The sequence below is a fragment of the Pseudomonas sp. DSP3-2-3 genome, assembly GCF_049898225.1.
Classification (GTDB): Bacteria; Pseudomonadota; Gammaproteobacteria; order Pseudomonadales; family Pseudomonadaceae; genus Aquipseudomonas.
Genome location: NZ_JAFCXH010000049.1, coordinates 1 through 16,220 on the forward strand (window position 1 = coordinate 1; position 16,220 = coordinate 16,220).

The 16,220-nt window shown below is 49.4% G+C and carries 13 protein-coding genes and 3 pseudogenes; 6 read left to right on the forward strand and 10 right to left on the reverse strand.

Features of this window, described 5'->3' with window-relative positions; translation table 11 throughout:
- Positions 1-363 (forward strand): annotated as a pseudogene (locus tag ACP7E4_RS28895) (hypothetical protein); the annotation flags it as partial.
- Positions 364-599: 236 nt separating this feature from the next.
- Here the strand turns inward: ACP7E4_RS28895 and ACP7E4_RS28900 are convergent.
- Entirely contained in the window at positions 600-842 is a 243-nt protein-coding gene (locus ACP7E4_RS28900; RefSeq protein ID WP_426119473.1) for a hypothetical protein, read from the reverse strand.
- 471 nt (positions 843-1,313) lie between these two features.
- Here ACP7E4_RS28900 and ACP7E4_RS28905 point away from each other — a divergent pair, with 471 nt between their 5' ends.
- Complete coding sequence (locus ACP7E4_RS28905) at positions 1,314-1,751, forward strand: hypothetical protein (protein ID WP_426119475.1); 438 nt, start codon at positions 1,314-1,316, stop codon at positions 1,749-1,751.
- A 260-nt stretch (positions 1,752-2,011) separates the two neighbouring features.
- Here the strand turns inward: ACP7E4_RS28905 and ACP7E4_RS28910 are convergent, their stop codons facing one another.
- The 3 genes from ACP7E4_RS28910 to ACP7E4_RS28920 are packed head-to-tail and all read right to left on the reverse strand — an operon-like array spanning position 2,012 to position 3,882.
- On the reverse strand, positions 2,012-2,359 hold the full coding sequence (locus tag ACP7E4_RS28910; RefSeq protein WP_426119477.1) for a hypothetical protein: 348 nt from the start codon (positions 2,357-2,359) through the stop codon (positions 2,012-2,014).
- A 30-nt stretch (positions 2,360-2,389) separates the two neighbouring features.
- On the reverse strand, positions 2,390-2,833 hold the full coding sequence (locus ACP7E4_RS28915; protein ID WP_426119479.1) for a hypothetical protein: 444 nt from the start codon (positions 2,831-2,833) through the stop codon (positions 2,390-2,392).
- A 14-nt stretch (positions 2,834-2,847) separates the two neighbouring features.
- Positions 2,848-3,882: a hypothetical protein gene (locus ACP7E4_RS28920; protein WP_426119480.1), complete on the reverse strand. Its 1,035-nt coding sequence runs from the start codon at positions 3,880-3,882 to the stop codon at positions 2,848-2,850.
- A gap of 216 nt (positions 3,883-4,098) precedes the next feature.
- On the opposite strand from ACP7E4_RS28920, the gene ACP7E4_RS28925 reads away from it, so the two are divergent.
- The 4 genes from ACP7E4_RS28925 (at position 4,099) to trfA (ending at position 7,601) form a co-directional block, all read left to right on the forward strand.
- Positions 4,099-4,449, forward strand: coding sequence for a hypothetical protein (locus ACP7E4_RS28925; protein ID WP_426119482.1), 351 nt, complete (start codon positions 4,099-4,101; stop codon positions 4,447-4,449).
- The gene (locus tag ACP7E4_RS28930) at positions 4,442-4,813 is read left to right on the forward strand and encodes a plasmid mobilization protein (RefSeq protein WP_426119483.1); all 372 of its coding nucleotides are present in this window, start codon (positions 4,442-4,444) and stop codon (positions 4,811-4,813) included. Before ACP7E4_RS28925 ends, ACP7E4_RS28930 begins: the two co-directional genes overlap by 8 nt.
- The gene (locus ACP7E4_RS28935; RefSeq protein WP_426119485.1) at positions 4,810-6,423 is read left to right on the forward strand and encodes a hypothetical protein; all 1,614 of its coding nucleotides are present in this window, start codon (positions 4,810-4,812) and stop codon (positions 6,421-6,423) included. The genes ACP7E4_RS28930 and ACP7E4_RS28935 overlap by 4 nt, the downstream gene beginning before the upstream one ends.
- 326 nt (positions 6,424-6,749) lie before the next feature.
- On the forward strand, positions 6,750-7,601 hold the full coding sequence (gene trfA, locus ACP7E4_RS28940) for a plasmid replication initiator TrfA (protein ID WP_426119486.1): 852 nt from the start codon (positions 6,750-6,752) through the stop codon (positions 7,599-7,601).
- A 669-nt stretch (positions 7,602-8,270) separates the two neighbouring features.
- On the opposite strand, the gene ACP7E4_RS28945 is transcribed toward trfA, so the two are convergent.
- The 6 genes and pseudogenes from ACP7E4_RS28945 to ACP7E4_RS28970 form a co-directional block, all read right to left on the reverse strand.
- The gene (locus ACP7E4_RS28945; RefSeq protein ID WP_426119487.1) at positions 8,271-10,976 is read right to left on the reverse strand and encodes a DEAD/DEAH box helicase; all 2,706 of its coding nucleotides are present in this window, start codon (positions 10,974-10,976) and stop codon (positions 8,271-8,273) included.
- A gap of 3 nt (positions 10,977-10,979) precedes the next feature.
- Positions 10,980-12,902 carry a site-specific DNA-methyltransferase gene (locus ACP7E4_RS28950; protein ID WP_426119489.1) on the reverse strand — a complete coding sequence of 641 codons (1,923 nt, stop codon included), beginning with the start codon at positions 12,900-12,902 and terminating at the stop codon, positions 10,980-10,982.
- A gap of 149 nt (positions 12,903-13,051) precedes the next feature.
- A pseudogene (locus tag ACP7E4_RS28955) lies at positions 13,052-13,307 on the reverse strand (magnesium chelatase domain-containing protein); the annotation flags it as partial.
- A 262-nt stretch (positions 13,308-13,569) separates the two neighbouring features.
- Complete coding sequence (locus ACP7E4_RS28960) at positions 13,570-14,550, reverse strand: reverse transcriptase family protein (protein ID WP_426119490.1); 981 nt, start codon at positions 14,548-14,550, stop codon at positions 13,570-13,572.
- Positions 14,507-14,833 (reverse strand): helix-turn-helix domain-containing protein, encoded by a 327-nt coding sequence (locus tag ACP7E4_RS28965; RefSeq protein ID WP_192101482.1) that lies wholly within the window; start codon positions 14,831-14,833, stop codon positions 14,507-14,509. Before ACP7E4_RS28965 ends, ACP7E4_RS28960 begins: the two co-directional genes overlap by 44 nt.
- Positions 14,834-15,530: 697 nt before the next feature.
- Positions 15,531-16,178 (reverse strand): annotated as a pseudogene (locus tag ACP7E4_RS28970) (magnesium chelatase domain-containing protein); the annotation flags it as partial.
- Between the last annotated feature and the right edge of the window lie 42 nt (positions 16,179-16,220).

Below are 16,220 nucleotides of genomic sequence, written 5' to 3' on the forward strand. Positions count from 1 at the left end.
CCTGCGTCGCTGCCTGCCTTTGGGGTGGCCGGATGTGCGTGGAATGGGTGGCCGGGTCACCGTGGAATAGGTGGCCGGATGTTCATGGAATCAGTGGCCGGATGGCCGTGGAATACGCAGTGTTACGCAATTGAGGTTGAGGGCGTGCTCATGTTTGTGATGAAAGAGGCTGGCGACCAGGTTGACTATTATCCTTACACCGGCGAATTGACTGAGCTATTACGCATTCAAGGTGATGATGGTGCCTTTGCAACGATGCATTCAGACATGGTTGCAAGGGCATTTGAGCTGCTTGAGCTTGTCAGAGAGAAAAGCAGAATCGACTCCATGCTTGCTCATAAAACAGTGCCGAAAAAGATATAATTTACAAATACGCTTCGCCGCACTACAGCTCGACAAGTAATTGCTTTACACCTGCCGCCGTACAGAACCGCTCTACGGCAGTCAGAGAGCGCCATAGGCGCTTCTCTTCTCTACGGCTGCGTACAGGCAGCCAACAAGTATCTATTCGCCCTTCTAGAGCCCAGCACGGGCCTTCCCGAACGGCCCGTAACTCTCTTAGCGCGTTGTTTTCGACAAGCGTGCTCAAGGTCTCTTGGTCAATCGTCTTCTTTGTCGTCGTCATCCGGGTTAATCCAGTCCTCATAAGCAATATCGAGCGAGGTTCCGGCTTCTGGGCCAGTGTGTTCAGCGCTGGCCAATTGTAGCGACAGCCAGCTTTCTAACACGTCGCGTGAATAAGGGCAGGGAATATACGCCTCCAAGTCATCCGCAAGATACTCTAAACGCTCCTGTGCGCTCATTTCCGCGTGACGCTTATACATAACGATTTCCGTGTGCATCCTGAGGCCTCCGGCCATTGGTGAGGACGTGCATCGTATACCAGATTCCTGGGTTCTGGTAGTCCAGAAGCCAATGTTCTGGATAAGACTTTATTGTGAAAGGGCTCTAGTACATGCAGACTCGACGCGATCACGTAGCTGTCACCCTTGCTCCATGGTCGCCGCTGCGTCGCCGCTGCATTGCAAATGGTCTCTTCCCTACGCATGGTCTCCCCACATAGCAAGGCAAGGTCGCCTGCCGGCAGCGGGCGCCTACCAGCCAGCGGGCGTTGCCCACTGACCGACAGCCACCTCACGAATACTCAGATGCTCTATATGGGTATACATATTAATTATCAGAAAATTAATTCGGTATACCGTGTCGGCATACCGATTGGTTTTACTTTGGTGCATGGTCGTATACCCATATATGATCAATCGGTATGTTGTGATACCATGATTGTATGTCGACAACCATGGGAGACTGCCAGCATGCAGATTCGCGAGCTTAAAACGGTGTACCAACTGATACGCACGACGTACGACGAGACGAAGAAACGCGGTGTTGAAAAAATGCTTGGTAGCTTCCCCAGAGATGCGCTCGTCATGCCTGAGCAAGTTAAATCGGCACTCAACGAGAAGGAGTTCAAGCAGCTTGAGGACTGGTTTCAAGCTCGTGAAGACAAGAGGAAGAAAGAGGTAGAGGACATGAAGTGGAGCCGTAAGCTATACCAGCTTCGTTGTGCTGCGCTGGTGCTTTCCGAGTTCCGTGATGCGCTTAAAGATCAGGAAGTAGCGAAGGAGTTTACTGCCAAGCATGCCAACGAGCTCTGGGCTGAACTTGACGCTACACGTAGTGACTTACGCAAAGCCGGGTACGCCAAACCGAAGGCTGAATTGCGGTCAAACCGAGCGTACACGAAGCCTTAGCTATCGGTCTCTAGAGATTTTTCGACCAGGTTTGATGAAAAATTCAATATGATTGCTTGAGTGTTTTTGATGAGTCGCGCGTGGCGCCGATTATTTATATCTTGGCACATACTCACTTTTAGTTAATCGGTGCCTAGGCAATAAAAACCACAGCATGGCCGGGGCGGGCGAGTTCGCTGCTTCGCCGTTTCGGCGGCTAGCTGTCAGCGGCTCAAGCGCATCCGCTGCGCTGGTCACGCGTCACTGCGTCCATCCCTGACCTACCTCCAGCTTCTAGAACCGTGGCAGTTCGTGTAACAGTTGCCATAGCAGCTATTGAGATTCGGGTTATAGATGTTCAAGGTTGTTGAGTCTGCACCTTCAAACGCCGCTACAAGCGTACCCACGTCGATTTTCAGCGGTTTATCGTCGAGTTTCATTGCCGCCGCAAGGTCGTTGAGATTTGAATCGACCAAAAGCGAAAAGTCATGTTTTTCGAGCAAAGCCTTGGCGGAGTTCTTTGCCTCAAGCGATGCTTTCGAATAAATGACATTAACACTCGCATTTGCATGCGCCATGGTCGCCGCAGCGGCTACAACAGCAGAAGTGAATGCTGCATGGAATTTCATTGGTTGGCTCCAAGTCGAGGGGAATAGGGGTTAGTGGGCATAGCCGTCATCAGAGCGCTGCCGGGGCTTTTTGATCGACTTAGGGGGCTGCCCGTCTCCATAACCCTCTGACCCACCTGTTAGAGCGTTTGTCGCGGATTGGATCAGGCTGACAAGAAGTCTTAACAGCGCTTCCAGCACGTTTACATCAACCTTTCTTGCTTTGTTATATTCGGGATCTTCATCACCGTTATCGAAGTCTTGAATCTTGCCAACACCTGCTCGACCTAATGCAGTCCATACCTGCGGGTGAACTTCTGTTTTTGAAATCAAAACATATTGCCCACTGGGTTCCATAGACAAAGAATCATATTCTTTTGAAATTGCAGCGTTAAGCCGTTCACTGTCGTTAAGCTCAAAGCTTTCGTGGTATTTCTCATATATGTCGTTAAATTGTTTTTTCTGCGCTTGGGTCAATCTTACAAAGTCCGCCATGTTGAGCATCTCTCTTATTGTTGTTTTGGCTTATTGTCATTAAGTACATGGAGCAATGCACTGTTCAACAGTGCTTCACTTCTAAGATTAGATTTGTATTGATCTAGAGCCAGTGAAATCTCCACGGCCTTCATTTCAGCGCTTTGGCGCTGTGCCTCAGCCGGTGGTACATAACTGTCAGTACAACTATTTGTTATTGCACATATCCACTTTTTGCTACCGGAGTGCTTATCGTCGTACTGTTCATAAAGCTCCACCCGACCAGGTGCACGCACACCGTTAATCAGCGTGCCATGTTGAGCGACCTGGATTGCATCAAGACTGTCTCTATTCTGTTCGCGTGAATTTTCCCTTCGCAAATCTTGCACAAGGGCTCTAGCATGCTCAGGCGAGCCGGGGACAAGTCCGGTGACTTGAGGTACTGCGATTTTTACATTAGCTGCAAGGTCGTTTTGCAGTTGCAGAGCCCTGTATTCATCAGCAGTTAGCGCTCCTGATAGCCATAGCTTGGAGTCACGGCACTTACCAGCGAGCTGGTCGCACTCATCCATAATTTCCGTTGCGGCTTTGTTGTTAGCATCGTTAACGTCCTGCACGTTCGTTTCGAGGGTAGTGTTCATGATGCCGCCGCCTGTAGCGACTGAATAACGCTTAGCGCGATTCTTGGACAGCTGCTCTATCTGATTGAGTTCAGCGCATGCAGCATCACCTAGGCCATCTGATAGCGTTAATGTGCCGCAAGCATCTCTTGCTGGTTGTGCGCGTTCTAGCTGTTCGAGGTTCTGTCTTTCCTCTTTTCCCTTGTCCAGCCGCGCCGTGGTGTTTGCAAATCCATTATTTATTGCGTCAACGCCCATCTCTGCTGTATTGCCAATAGCTTCCAACTGGGCAGCATTAAGAACAAAGTTTTTACCAGCTTCCACAGTTCTATTGAAGTTGTCGAAATATTTTTGCTTAAACGATGCTTCATCACTTACCAGAACTTCAGCAAAGGAGAACGGAGAAAGTACCAGTAAAATCAAGGAAACAGTGATTTTTGGTGTTCTCATAATTGCCCGTCCTTTCTTGTTATTTTGGCTACTATATATGAGAGGCAACAAAAAAACACTTGAATATGTGTTGTCGCGGGTGGTGGAATTAAAGCGAACAAGGCTCCTCAATCAATAGTCCTCCGGACTTTTGCTTGGCTTGCAAGGACTCCGTCCTTGACCTGCTGGGGTTCCCCCAGACCCCTTGAAATCAAAAACAAAAAGCGAGGGAACACAATGAGCACATTTGAAGTTGACGCTGTTAATGCCCTGTCAGACTTGTATGCCAGGCATGGAAAGAACCTGTTTGCGATGTTTGAGAACATCACAAGTAGACTGAGTACAAGTAACCGCAAAATCTGGCGGCGGTATGACATTAGTTTTTGCTATACACCCGGCAGCAGGGCAGAGACGAAGCTACCACTTGATGTGTGGGACTATTTCAACGACGGGCGCCAAGGCAGCGCAGCAGAGCGCCTAAGGCGTCCGAGCATGGGTATGAAGCCTACCGAGGGGTGCCTAGGACTGCATCCAGATGTCGCTGTATTGGTGCTGATTCTTCAAAACAGGATCAATGCTAATGAGTGACTCTAAGGAAATTATACGGTCAGTGCAGATAAACGCGACAGTAACTAAAAAGCAGAGGGAAAAATTTAATCGTAACGCAAGGGAGGCCGGATTGACTAATAGTCAATTCCTAGTTGCCTTGCTGGATAAAAAGCCTGTTGTCACTGCGAAGGAAAGTCTGCGCGAAGAATTCAGGCAGTTGATTGCGTCGCTTGGTAGGATCAATAACGACCTAAATATGTTGAGCCGGTATGCCAACACATATAAAGAAAACTCCCTAGCGGCTGCAATCCTGCACAGGCTTAACGAAATACGCCAAGACGTGTACGAGGTTGCCCAGGCCTCGGAAAAGCTCCAGCAGCGCCGTAGGAGGATTGCTAAGTGATCAATGGATTATCTAAGTGGACAACAAACGCCGGAAAAGCAATCGAGTATTTTCTGGTCGAGAAGTATTTCGATAAAGAGTCCGAAGAATGGACGCCAAGAGAACCTGAGCCTGTAATACTTGAAGGCGATCCGCAATCAATGAAATTTATTTGCGATACGCTGGAATTCAAAAACCAATACACCACAGGTGTTCTAAGTTTTAGCCCAGAAGAAACCGCGAAGATTGCAGCCGACCCAGAACTTAAAGATAAAATATTACAAGACTTCAAGGATTTTGCTTTCGCGGGGGTGCCCGATCATGCTAGGCAATTTCTCGCAATTGAGCACTCACATACTGGGCGTCTTGAAATTCATTACATGTTGCCCCGTGTTCACCTGGAAAGTGGAAAATATCGGAACCCGTTCCCACCTAACTACAGCGGTAAAAGAGGAAAGGGTCATAATGAGGATTTTATCAAAGAAAATGATGCATATATAGATCATGCCTGCGCGAAGTTTGGACTAACAAATCCGCGTGACCCGGAGGTTGCACGGGATTTAAAGATAAGTGCTTTCGATAAAGAAGCAGCTACAAAGAAGGAGGTTCACGGTCTGGTTTGCGACTTGATAGAGTCAGGTCATATAACTTGTCGAGAGGATATACAGAACTTTTTCGTGGAGCTTGGTGGGACAATAACTAGAAATAGTGATGATTATATATCAGTAAAGTTTGGCGATGATCAGAAAGCTATGAGATTTAAAGGGGATATATATGACAAAGCTAACTTCGGAGCAAAAGCTATTAGCGAAAGCAAGATTTATGGAGAAGCAAGAACTCCACAAAGATCGATTGAGCAAAGATACGAAAGCGTTATGGCTGATCGAACTGCGGAAACGGAAAGACGCCATAACCCGCAAGGATCAAGAGATCAAGAATTTGCAGGGGGAGAATTGGAGACTGACGAACAGCTTAACGACCGCGAATCAGAATTTAGTGAGCTCGTTGCAGCTCATGAAGAGTTTGAAAATAGCACTGGGGATCTTCCTGATGTTAAGTCTGCTGCTGTTGATTTTTCTAGTAGTATTAGTAAGCAGATAAGCGATTACAGCACAGCAGCTGAAATCTCTACGGGTGTTGATGCTGGGGAAGTATCAACGATAGACACTGATGACCCAGTTATAAGATTTTTCCAGAATGAATTTAAAAAGCAGGTACAGAAAGAAATCCAGCGAGCACAAGCAGCATCTAAACAACGCTGGAGCACTCCAGCAGCGTCAAAGTCAGACGAGCTGTTAGCAGAACGTGTCGGGATTATCTTCAAGGCAGCATTTGGCGTTGCTACTGGCATTGATGTTGATCGCCCAGGAGCGCGGTTTGATCGCAAAGCTCTGGCTGAAGCCACAGCAAAAGCATCAGGCATCGAAAAGGAGCACGCAGTGGTGATCGAGGAAGACCGCCAAGAGCACATCAATGCGGCAGTAGCTGAAGCCCAGGCTTCACGGATACACGAGCAAGAAGACGCTGACGAACGAACGAGGAGGGAGCAAGAGCGACGCATGCCTAGCTGGAAGCGCAACGGCCATGACCTTGATGATCAAAATAACGGCCCCAGGCCCGGTGGGCGCTAAAAAAACCGATTAACTCAGAAGTGACGAAAATATTTTTCTTTCTAAAACCCCAGTAAATTCAACTAAAAAAGCAGGTCTGTTTAATTGACCTCGAAATACCATTTGCGTCACTACTGACTGAATCGTAATCTGTCAGCAGTGACCAATTATTGGGTATTTTATGAAACAAATTGTTGTACACAAAACGAGATCTGGAGCAACCAGGCAAGCCGAATACGCTTCACGCATGCGTGCTGAAGGATATAAGCAAAGAACACTTTGGCTTACAGTAGAAGAGTATCGCCAGGTTGGCCGGTTATTGAAAGAACTCAGAAGTGGTGATGCTAATGAGTGATTCATTTTTTATTAGTGAAGATCAAAAACTGCGTAACTTGCAACGGGCTTTAACGTTTGATATGGGCGCTGGTAGGGATGGCAACCTTGGAGACTGGCCGGAAGATACTCGCGGGGTGCCAAACTCGATTCTGCGTAGCGCACTTTTCGGTGCGATTGGAAGAGGAAAGCGCGCTTACAATTCTGGTTGGATAACCAGTGTAGGTGGAGTAGATATCAAACACACTGGGCCGCAGCTCGATCAAGCAGACTTGGATGTTTGGGAGCAGTGTTTACATATTTCGCGTGGTTCAAAGCTTGGCGATAGCGTTGAATTTTCAGCTCACAGGTTTCTTAAAGATATCGGTCGGCAAACTGGAAAATCTCAGAGAGACTGGCTTAAAGAATCATTCATGCGACTTATGACTTCTGTTATTGAAGTCTCTGACGGTGATAGATCGTATGCGGGTCAACTTATACATCACCATATGCGTGATGATACGACAGGCCTGCAAAGAATTACGATTAATCCTAAAATTGTGAAGTTATACTCGCCCGATGGTTGGACGATGCTTGATTGGAAAGGACGGTTAGCACTCAGGAATCACCCGCTCGCGCTGTGGCTTCATGGATTTTATTCAACTCATGCCAAGCCGTGGAAGTACAAGGTTGAAACTATTCATAAGTTATGCGGTAGCCAATCAAAAAATATTACTGATTTCAGGAAAGATCTAAGAAAAGCGTTTGAAGTTATGAATAGAGAAATCCGCTGGGTAGGTGTTATTGGTGATACGGGGCTCATCATCATCACGAAGCCACCGTCGCGGAGTCAGCAGCTTCATCTAAATCGTATGCTTAACAGCTAGCAACCGTTGAAACCGCATACTACCTCTGTAAATCTATTCGATACCCCCCTGTACCGGGGGGGGTGTCATTACGGTGGCTCAATTTCCAAAAATCCCAATGTTGAATGCGCATTGGACGGGGCATAGCACCCCTGCAAGGGGCATAGCACTCCTGAAACTCTGGGGGCATAGCACCCCTTTTTTGGGGCACAGAACCCCTGGAATGGGGCATAGAACCCCCGTGGAGGGGGCATGGCACCCCTAGCCGGTCAGCTCGTAATGCGTCTGGAACCCTTGAAATTACAGGCCAAGATACAGATGGGCGAAAAGCCAATAATCTGTCTTTAATCGTGCAAATCAAAAGCGAAGAAAAGCCTGTAATCGTAAAGCACATCAAAATCTCAGTTAGGTCGGCGAGATAACTGCCGAACTGTGTGAGATCCTGTTTTTGTGTGTGCAGTCCAGAGCCTTGCCCCGGCCCCTGCGGGCCTAAGGCTTTGGCTCTTGTAATGTCGCTATTATTTTGAAGATCAAGGGATAAGCAACCGCCTTCGGCGAATGCTCGCTTCGCTCCGCACGATCAAGGGACAAGGGCACAGCATGGCCCTACGCGTAGGCACGATTACATACGTCACAGCCCCTAGCTTTGACTCGGGACTGAGGTTTTCAGAATAGCTGAATTTTACGCAGTTAACCCACGGCAGGACGAGTGCTCCGCATCCACTCCCTGACCTCGTTTAGATCGTCAAGCTCAACGTCCGACCCTAAGCTTCCATCGTCCTTAACCCAGCGCAAACGATGATTATCCTTGGTCAAGAACAGCACCTTCCCGTAGAAACTTGGAATGTGCTTAGCTTTCCTCGCTGCATCTTTAACATCTTGTTTGGTTTCGACTAACCGAGTAATCGGGTCATCACCAGGATAGTGTTCAAGGCAAACGATGAAGTCAGGGTAGAAGAAGTTTTTATGTTCTCCTCTCACCAGCCTCACTGAGTAGGGCTTTCTGTCTGGGTTTCGATGCCACCAGGCAACGAAGTCGCTTCGATCCAGTGCTTTGGCAAAGGCTAATTCCTCTCCATTCAAGGCAGAGGAGCCATCGTATTGTGCTGTCATGTAGCGGCCATCTTCAAATGACCAGGTCTTGTCCCTCAAAAGAGCGCGATCATTCAACAACAGGACTTGATCAATTTGAGTCAATTCGCTGCTTGAGGGGGGGAAAACGCCGTAGATGTTTTTCCTTGAGCTACTCAATGGGATGGATATGGGAAATATCATCGCGTTAGGCAGCGGCTCCGCGTCTAATGTCTCAGCTTGCTCAGCAATAGCGGCGTGAATCGCTTCTTCTAGGCGATCTGCATGCAGCTTGGCAACCCAGTGTGCGGCATCGCGGGACATTCGCCGGATGGCCAAATCATCAAATTGCTGATCATCATCGAGCTCGTTTAGAGCCTGTATCAGTGATGGCTGAAGACGCTGGGCGAGGACTTCAAGAATGACACGAACATCCTCGTCTTCGACCTGCGGAAGAGCTCGCAACGCTGTGGTTGCCTCACGTGCTAGCGCATTGCGATCTATAACGACCAAGGCGCTCTCGTCATGCTGCTTGCGGGTAGTCAGTTCTGTGTGACGCTCAATTTCGCGAAGCTTGTTGAGGGCGACCTTTATGGAGTCATCGACATGCTTTGGCTGAATGTCGAGGCGGGCGGCGACAGAGCGAGAGATATTTGTCATACCCAGCATAATCGGACGTCTTTCGCTTTTCAGGGCTGCCGGCAGGTTGCGAACCCCTTCCTTGATGCAATAGGGCCGAATTCCTCTCTCATTCATCGCCTCTAGGAGCTGATCAGGAGTGCTAGGCAAGCGGGGTAGCGCGCTCTTCTTGGCAGATATGTTCGGAGGCGATAATTCGTCCAGGTCATCAAAATCATCCAGGTCACCATCCCCAAATAGCGCTCCTTGAGGCCCATTTGTGGTAGCGGGTCTCACTTCTGGGGTCTCGTCGACAATAACTGTCGACCGACGCTCCGGAAGCGGCAGGTCGTAAGCTAGCGGCGTCTGGGGTGTAGACTTGTTGGTGATGACAGTCGCTCCTGAGACGGTCTGCCTCAGAGTCATCTTTTCCGTTTGACCCTCAAGTTGACTTTTGACTTGGCTCGTTGCGTGTACAGCGGCCTCAAAACCCTTCTGCGCCTCAGCATTTGCCAGGTACACATAAGCTGTGTCAAATCCTTCCGGTATGGCATCTGACCTTGGGTAGTTGTTGCGAATTGCATGAGATACGCGCATGACCCGCCCGATGAACTGCATAGCGAAGTCTGGGTCATTAACGGGTTTTGTCGATGCAAGAACAAATGCTCGGGGTGCGTCGAATCCAGTGCCAGCAGACTGTTTGAAGATCAGGACTTCTTTAGTCGAGTCATTTGCGATGGCGGCCATCATTACGGGATCAGGTTCATCAGCGGTATGCTTTCCAATTGCGTGAGGTGGAACCTTGCACAGACGAATTAGATCGTGCTCAGCCTCTTCTACGCTTTTGTCGCCGTTTCCAACCTGTACAAGGAGGAGGGGGGTCAGCTGAATGCCAATAGTTGCCAGGTCTCGTTTGAGTTTTTGGCTCCGTCGCCAAGCTTGCCGCAAGACGGTTCTCTTCAGATCTGTGACGGTTTGCGCACTTTGCCTTAGGTCATATACAACGGCCTCAATGAACTTCTTGTTCAGCCTGGCTTTCACGACGTCGTCACGACTGACAGAAAATGACTCAAAGTCAGATTTGCCAGCACCGCCCAGGAAATCAAGAATCCTTTGATCTTTGGGTGTGGCCGTAGCCATGAGTAGGAAGTCAGGTGAAAGCCAGTTAGCGAATTGTCCGAATTCTGTCGTCTTATCTAAAGCAATGTGTGCTTCATCCACCACCATGCCGATCCGCAATCCTTGAGAGCGTGCACGTGCCACAAACTCCGCCAAGGTTCGAGTTTCATCGTCTGCATCGGCGTTGTATCCCTTGGTGCGCCAAGTAGCCCGAGCAACTGACTGAACGGTAGAAATCAAAACCTGGCCTGCGGCAGCATCTTGATTTCTCCCCTGGGCAAAGAGCTGTGGTGAAAGGTCAGAGGAATTCGACACCAGGGCATCTAATGTCTGTGCCACAAGATTTACGAAAGGGACGAACCAAAACCACAGGACATCTTTTTCAGCGCTCACGTTGGCTAACACACGAGCTAGCATGAAGGTCTTGCCCGAGCCTGTAGGAGCTCGTAGAAGACAGGGAGGATGGTTCTCCCTAAGTAAAGCCGACGTCATGCTAGCAATCAGGGTGGATTGGAATACCTCTGGCTCCAGAAGTGGGCTCTGAGCTGTCGTAACCAGATCTAACTCAACTTGAATATCCATGCTCATGATTCACATCGCCTGTTTGCTGATCTGGCCACGCATCAGGGCATCCTGGATGCTGTAGCTGTTGACTTGTATACCGCGTAGCTCAAGTTGGTCTCTGAGAGTGTCAGGGCGGGGGGAGTAGACTGCCAGTCGCTCTGCGGGCCATTGCGCCAGAGCGTCGATTGTTGCTTCACTCACGTTGCTGCAAAGGAGGATGGCCACTTTAGAGTCGCCGCCGACTTGCTGTATTGCTCCCTCCCTGGGAGTAATGGCAGAGCGTAATTCTCTGAGCGCGATGAGTTGGCTTGCATGTTCGCTGGTTGCCTCAAAACTCACGTCAGCTACTTCGATCAGATCGGTTTTCAAGTAAGCAAAAGACTCAGCTAGGCCTGTTTCTTTTTCATAGCGCTGCATTACGCGTCGTATCCGTTCCGCGCATACGTCACGGCAAAGATTTTTCTCTGGATTCTTATCGTTCGCTTCAGTGTTCGAGCAAAGAATAAAGCGGCGTTGAGCTTCCTCCTCCGCATTCAGCTCAAGCACAGCCTGGCCCGTCGTACCGCTACCTGCAAAAAAATCTAGAACTATATCGTTGGCATGGCTGGCTTGAGCAAGGAGAGCCTTGATCAGTTGCAATGGTTTGGGATGCTGAAACACTTTTGAGCCAAGCACTTCTTTCACTTCTTCGGTCGCTACTCCACCTTTGGGGCTGCGGAGGACTACAGGAGCATCGTCCTCGATCTCGACGTCAAACTCGACGGTTTCGTTAATACCTGCAATCCAACTACTTAAAGGCGCCAAACGCTCGCTTTCGGGCTTTGCAGTCCAGTGCTCTTTTCGCGATGGACGGCCTGGGGCGATGGGCTTGCCAATCCAAAAATCTAAATCTGGAAGGTCGGCTCGCAGGAGGGGAGTTTTCTTTTTTGGCAGGATCGGGCCCTTTCCCGCGCTAATAGCGGCCAGTAAGTCAGCTTTGGTAGGGAACAACATAACTTCAGAGGGTTTGCAGGCGGGGAAATAGATCAGCTTCTTTTCTATCAGTTGCTCAATCGTGTCACTCCGCAATCCCTTCAAGGCTGCCGCAACTGTTTTCTCGTCACCTCCTAGCCGGTGACGGATCTCATTCTCGGACGCGAACCGCCATACGCTATCAGGGTCGCATGGATACCAATAACCAGTGGTGGGATCCTGGATGGGGTAATACGTGTTTTCACGCTCGGTGTATGTATGCGCCTTTGTTAACGGTTGGTGCGACCAGTCGCCTCTATCATCATTGTCTATATTGCGGAATTTTTTCCGGTCAGTAGCGCGACCGTTGAATTTAAAGCCCGGATTCGCATAAACGAGAATGTGTTCATGTACATGGCTGAATAGTCGCCCATCGTCGTTCCCGGTGTCTTTAGTGCGCCAAGCCAAGGAACCGACCCGCCGCCCAGGCATCACTTCATCCATCAACAGCTCAAGACGTGCCCGGTTTTCGTCATTGATTGAGAGCATGATCACGCCATCAGGAGTTAATAGATCGCGCGCGAGAGTCAGGCGGCGATAGAGGAACTCCAACCACTGCGAATGACGCCAACGATCTTTCTTGCCAACGAAGCTGTCGTTATAGACCCAGTCCTTGTTGCCCGTGTTGTAAGGAGGATCGATGTAGATGACACGGATTTTGCCACGATGCGTCGCATTCAATAGACGCAAGGAGTCAAAGTTGTCACCTTCGATAATGAGGTTTTTGGCTGCTGGAGACGCTTCATCAAAAAGGGACAGCTCTGGCACCAATCGCGGGAAAACCAAATTCGCATTTAACGCCTCGTCCCGCTTGATGGCATTCGACTCCCAAACAAGTCCCAGCTTCCTCCGGGTTAGGTGCTCGGTGAGGACGCGTCGAAGCTGCTGCTCATTCATGCCGTTGAGCTGAGATAAGAGGTCGTTTTGCGATTCGATCATCAAGCGCATCCTTTAGGTGAGTCAGACAATTGCATCTACTCATGGAACTCAAACCAGACAGTCTACCAGTCTGACAAAAGGTGGGGGTGACTACGACTCCGCCAGCCGCCCAATCCTGGGCAAAATAGCTCAAATGGTGATGGGGCCTTAGCCAATCGCTGATCAAAACGCCCGCCGTCCTTGGGTAGGTCGGCGGTCGCGAGGCTTAGGATGCTACGGCGGGCGTGGATAGCAGGGCTGAATTAAGACTGGCGCTATGCACGGTCTCTGCTTCCTTGGCGGCTTTTTCCGTCAGGCCCACCGGCGTAAGCGAGGGCAAACCATCTTGGCCGTATGCGTCTCAAAAATGACGGCGGGGGCTTCAACCCTGCTCTGAGCACTGCTGTGGACGATAGCGATGGACATGCTTGTTACTTGAAATGAAGGCCCGCTTCCTGAGATTTTTCAAGGGTAGCCGGCTCGGGTGATGGCACAGGCATCAAACTTTCGCGAGATGTTGCGACTTTTTCTGCTGGACGAAGCATAAGCGAGCCTGGGGTGCTGACTTAAAATAGCGGCGGGAGCTTTTGAAGGGCCTGCCTAGATCGATGATGACGGTGGTGGAGCGGCAGAGGTCGTATCGGGATTGACACATAAGAGCTTAAATATATATGCGTCCCTTTTCTGTTCAAGTCTTGCTTGTTAGCTGTGCTCTTGCAGCTAACGCTTTGTCTTTGAACTTGGGGTCTAGATAAGATGCTTCGTTTAATAATCCTGCTAGCTTTTCCATGAGTTTCCGCTCAGTAAAGCCAAAACTCTCAATCTCGCCATTGATAGCTGCCTCTAGTCTTCTGGCCGAAACTAGGCGAGCGTGGGGTACGTGGATTTTATTCTTTAGGATCACAGTGCCAGTTACGTGCTTAGCCTGATGCTCACTAAAAATACGTGTTTTTTTCAGGTTAATGCAGTGCCCGTACCGCCTCACTACCGAGTTTACTTCTCGCTCAAGCGACTGCGGAATTAAATCGCCAGAGAAGGTCAGGTCATCAACATAAGCGGTGAATATAAGGTTGTGTTTTTGTGCAAGACTCTGCAATCCATCAAACATTGGTTTGCAGGTTAGTAAAGCCAGGAGTGGGCTTAGCGGGCTACCGGTAGGCAAGCAGTTTCGGAACGTTGTCAGGTTGGTTAGTATGCCTGCTACATCGCCAACACACATCATTCTTTGTGAGAAGAATGTATGAACGTGGTGTGACTTAACAGATCCATAGAAGTTGCTTAAGTCAAAGGTAGCGACAACCTTGGACTTCTCATGGGCTGCTGCATTCGAACGATATGAGCGCTTTTTTACCCCCGCGTGAGCGTAGTCAGGGTATTCGACTCGCTGTAGGAGTTTCAAAATCCGTTCATGTACAACCCTGAGCAACTTGCCAGGAGTTTGAACTAGCCGTTTCTTTGTAACCTTCCGAGAAAATGGGTTGACCTCCTCCAGCAAAGTAAACTCTCGATAGTTTTCCTGGCTGGTTAGCAGATCGTTTAGAACAGGGAGTTTGGTATTTAGAGTTTCACTAAGTCTTTTAGGGGATGTTAGTTTGTATAGCGCGCACTGGCTTATCGGATATAGTTTAAAACTCTTTCGACTTTTTACTGAAATTCTTGGCCGTCTCATTTCTAGTTTGATTCCATTCAAGTATTGAGACTATTTTTTTAGCGACACTAACTCTTATCTTATCGCTAGGCTTAGGATTATCTAAATTTTCAGAGAAGAACAAAATCGACGATAATGGAATGTCGAATTGCTCGCTGTATTTAGATAGAATTTCAATGGTTGGTTGCTTTTTCCCGGATTCGATTTCAGACAAGTAAGAGTTAGAAATTCCAAGTTTTGTGGATAAATCTGACTGGGATATGTCGTAAAAGCTTCGGATTAGCCTCAAGGCTTGATTGATCATGAGAACACCTCAATGTGAACAGGTGTGACAACAGCGGGGTAGATTCATTCAGTATCGATTCCGAAGAGACTCAAGATTTTTGGCCAATATTTGTCAACCAAAGCCAGAAGGTTTACCAGAAACCTCACTGTTGACATACATGTGGTAAAAACCTTTACAACAGTCCACTTCTTTTTCTTTACCAAACAACTCGGGCATTGCTCTGCGGTTTTATCTTCACTCTTGTGCATTTTTAGTGCTCCTATCTAGGTTATGACACGCTTATGCGTGCCTCTCGAACATAACCAGATAGCAAAAAGTGAAACGGGTTGAGCAATGCTTTTCCCCCTCCGAATACACCGGCTTCGTCTCTCGACGAAGCCGCTTATGTCGTGAAGCTGAGGATACATACACACGTCGCGGGGGACATGGGCAGCACCTCTTGCCGACCAAGGGTTAGAGACCGAAGTCTCCACGGTGCCTAAGCACCTACAGCAACGAGATAGAGTCACCGTCCGCCAGGTAAATATGCGAGATATCTTCGCTTGTGTCAAATCTTTTTCGCTGACAGCGAAAAGTTTTAGCTTGAAAAGGCCCTGTTAATCCGGAAATTTCAGGAAATTCATGTGGTTGTAGCTCACTGACGAGCTTCGTCTCATATCGACGCTTCCCGGCACCTTCGACTAGGAGAAAATAATTAGGGTGTATTGGATTACAACATAAGCAGGTTATGCGCGCCAGCTGCGGCAACGATCAACGCACGTTTGGCGGCGGTCTGGCCCTGGACTTCACTGAGGTCCGGGTAAGGTTTGGTCTGATGCAGCAGCCCGCTGGCCTGATAGGGCATGATTGGCGCCTGCCCGTTGAAGTGCGCCACCAACTCCAGCAAATGATTGGCGGCAATGACCCGCAAACCTGAGGCCAGACACGCTTCTTCGGCGTTGACTGCGGGAATGATCAACGTGCGCTCGGCGGCGCGGGCGGCCAACGCAGCGGGCAGTACCCCCTGAATCGGGCGAATCGCCCCCGACAACGCCAGTTCGCCGAGGCACTCCACATCCTGCAACGCCGTCAGCGGCACTTGCCCATTTGCAGCCAGCAAACCCAAGGCAATCGCCAGATCAAAACGTCCGCCGTCCTTGGGCAGATCCGCCGGGGCGAGATTCAGCGTGATGCGCCGATCTGGAAATTTCAGCCCGGAATTCAGAATCGCACTACGCACGCGATCCTTGCTTTCCTTCACCGCACCTTCCGGCAAACCGACCAGCGTCAGAGTGGGCAGGCCGTTGGCCAAGTGGGCTTCAACAGTAACAGCAGGCGCCTCAACCCCGACCTGGGCGCGGCTATGTACGATTGCGAGAGACATGGACTCTTCCTTGAGAATGCGGTGTGCGCATCCTGCGCGATT

Excerpts from the sequence above, each read along its gene's own strand:
- trfA (WP_426119486.1), top strand. The coding sequence starts at position 6,750 with ATGAGTGATTCATTTTTTATTAGTGAAGATCAAAAACTGCGTAACTTG.
- ACP7E4_RS28920 (WP_426119480.1), bottom strand. The coding sequence starts at position 3,882 with ATGAGAACACCAAAAATCACTGTTTCCTTGATTTTACTGGTACTTTCT.
- ACP7E4_RS28905 (WP_426119475.1), top strand. The coding sequence starts at position 1,314 with ATGCAGATTCGCGAGCTTAAAACGGTGTACCAACTGATACGCACGACG.
- ACP7E4_RS28925 (WP_426119482.1), top strand. The coding sequence starts at position 4,099 with ATGAGCACATTTGAAGTTGACGCTGTTAATGCCCTGTCAGACTTGTAT.
- ACP7E4_RS28930 (WP_426119483.1), top strand. The coding sequence starts at position 4,442 with ATGAGTGACTCTAAGGAAATTATACGGTCAGTGCAGATAAACGCGACA.
- ACP7E4_RS28965 (WP_192101482.1), bottom strand. The coding sequence starts at position 14,833 with ATGATCAATCAAGCCTTGAGGCTAATCCGAAGCTTTTACGACATATCC.
- ACP7E4_RS28915 (WP_426119479.1), bottom strand. The coding sequence starts at position 2,833 with ATGGCGGACTTTGTAAGATTGACCCAAGCGCAGAAAAAACAATTTAAC.
- ACP7E4_RS28960 (WP_426119490.1), bottom strand. The coding sequence starts at position 14,550 with ATGAGACGGCCAAGAATTTCAGTAAAAAGTCGAAAGAGTTTTAAACTA.
- ACP7E4_RS28950 (WP_426119489.1), bottom strand. The coding sequence starts at position 12,902 with ATGATCGAATCGCAAAACGACCTCTTATCTCAGCTCAACGGCATGAAT.
- ACP7E4_RS28945 (WP_426119487.1), bottom strand. The coding sequence starts at position 10,976 with ATGAGCATGGATATTCAAGTTGAGTTAGATCTGGTTACGACAGCTCAG.
- ACP7E4_RS28900 (WP_426119473.1), bottom strand. The coding sequence starts at position 842 with ATGCACACGGAAATCGTTATGTATAAGCGTCACGCGGAAATGAGCGCA.
- ACP7E4_RS28910 (WP_426119477.1), bottom strand. The coding sequence starts at position 2,359 with ATGAAATTCCATGCAGCATTCACTTCTGCTGTTGTAGCCGCTGCGGCG.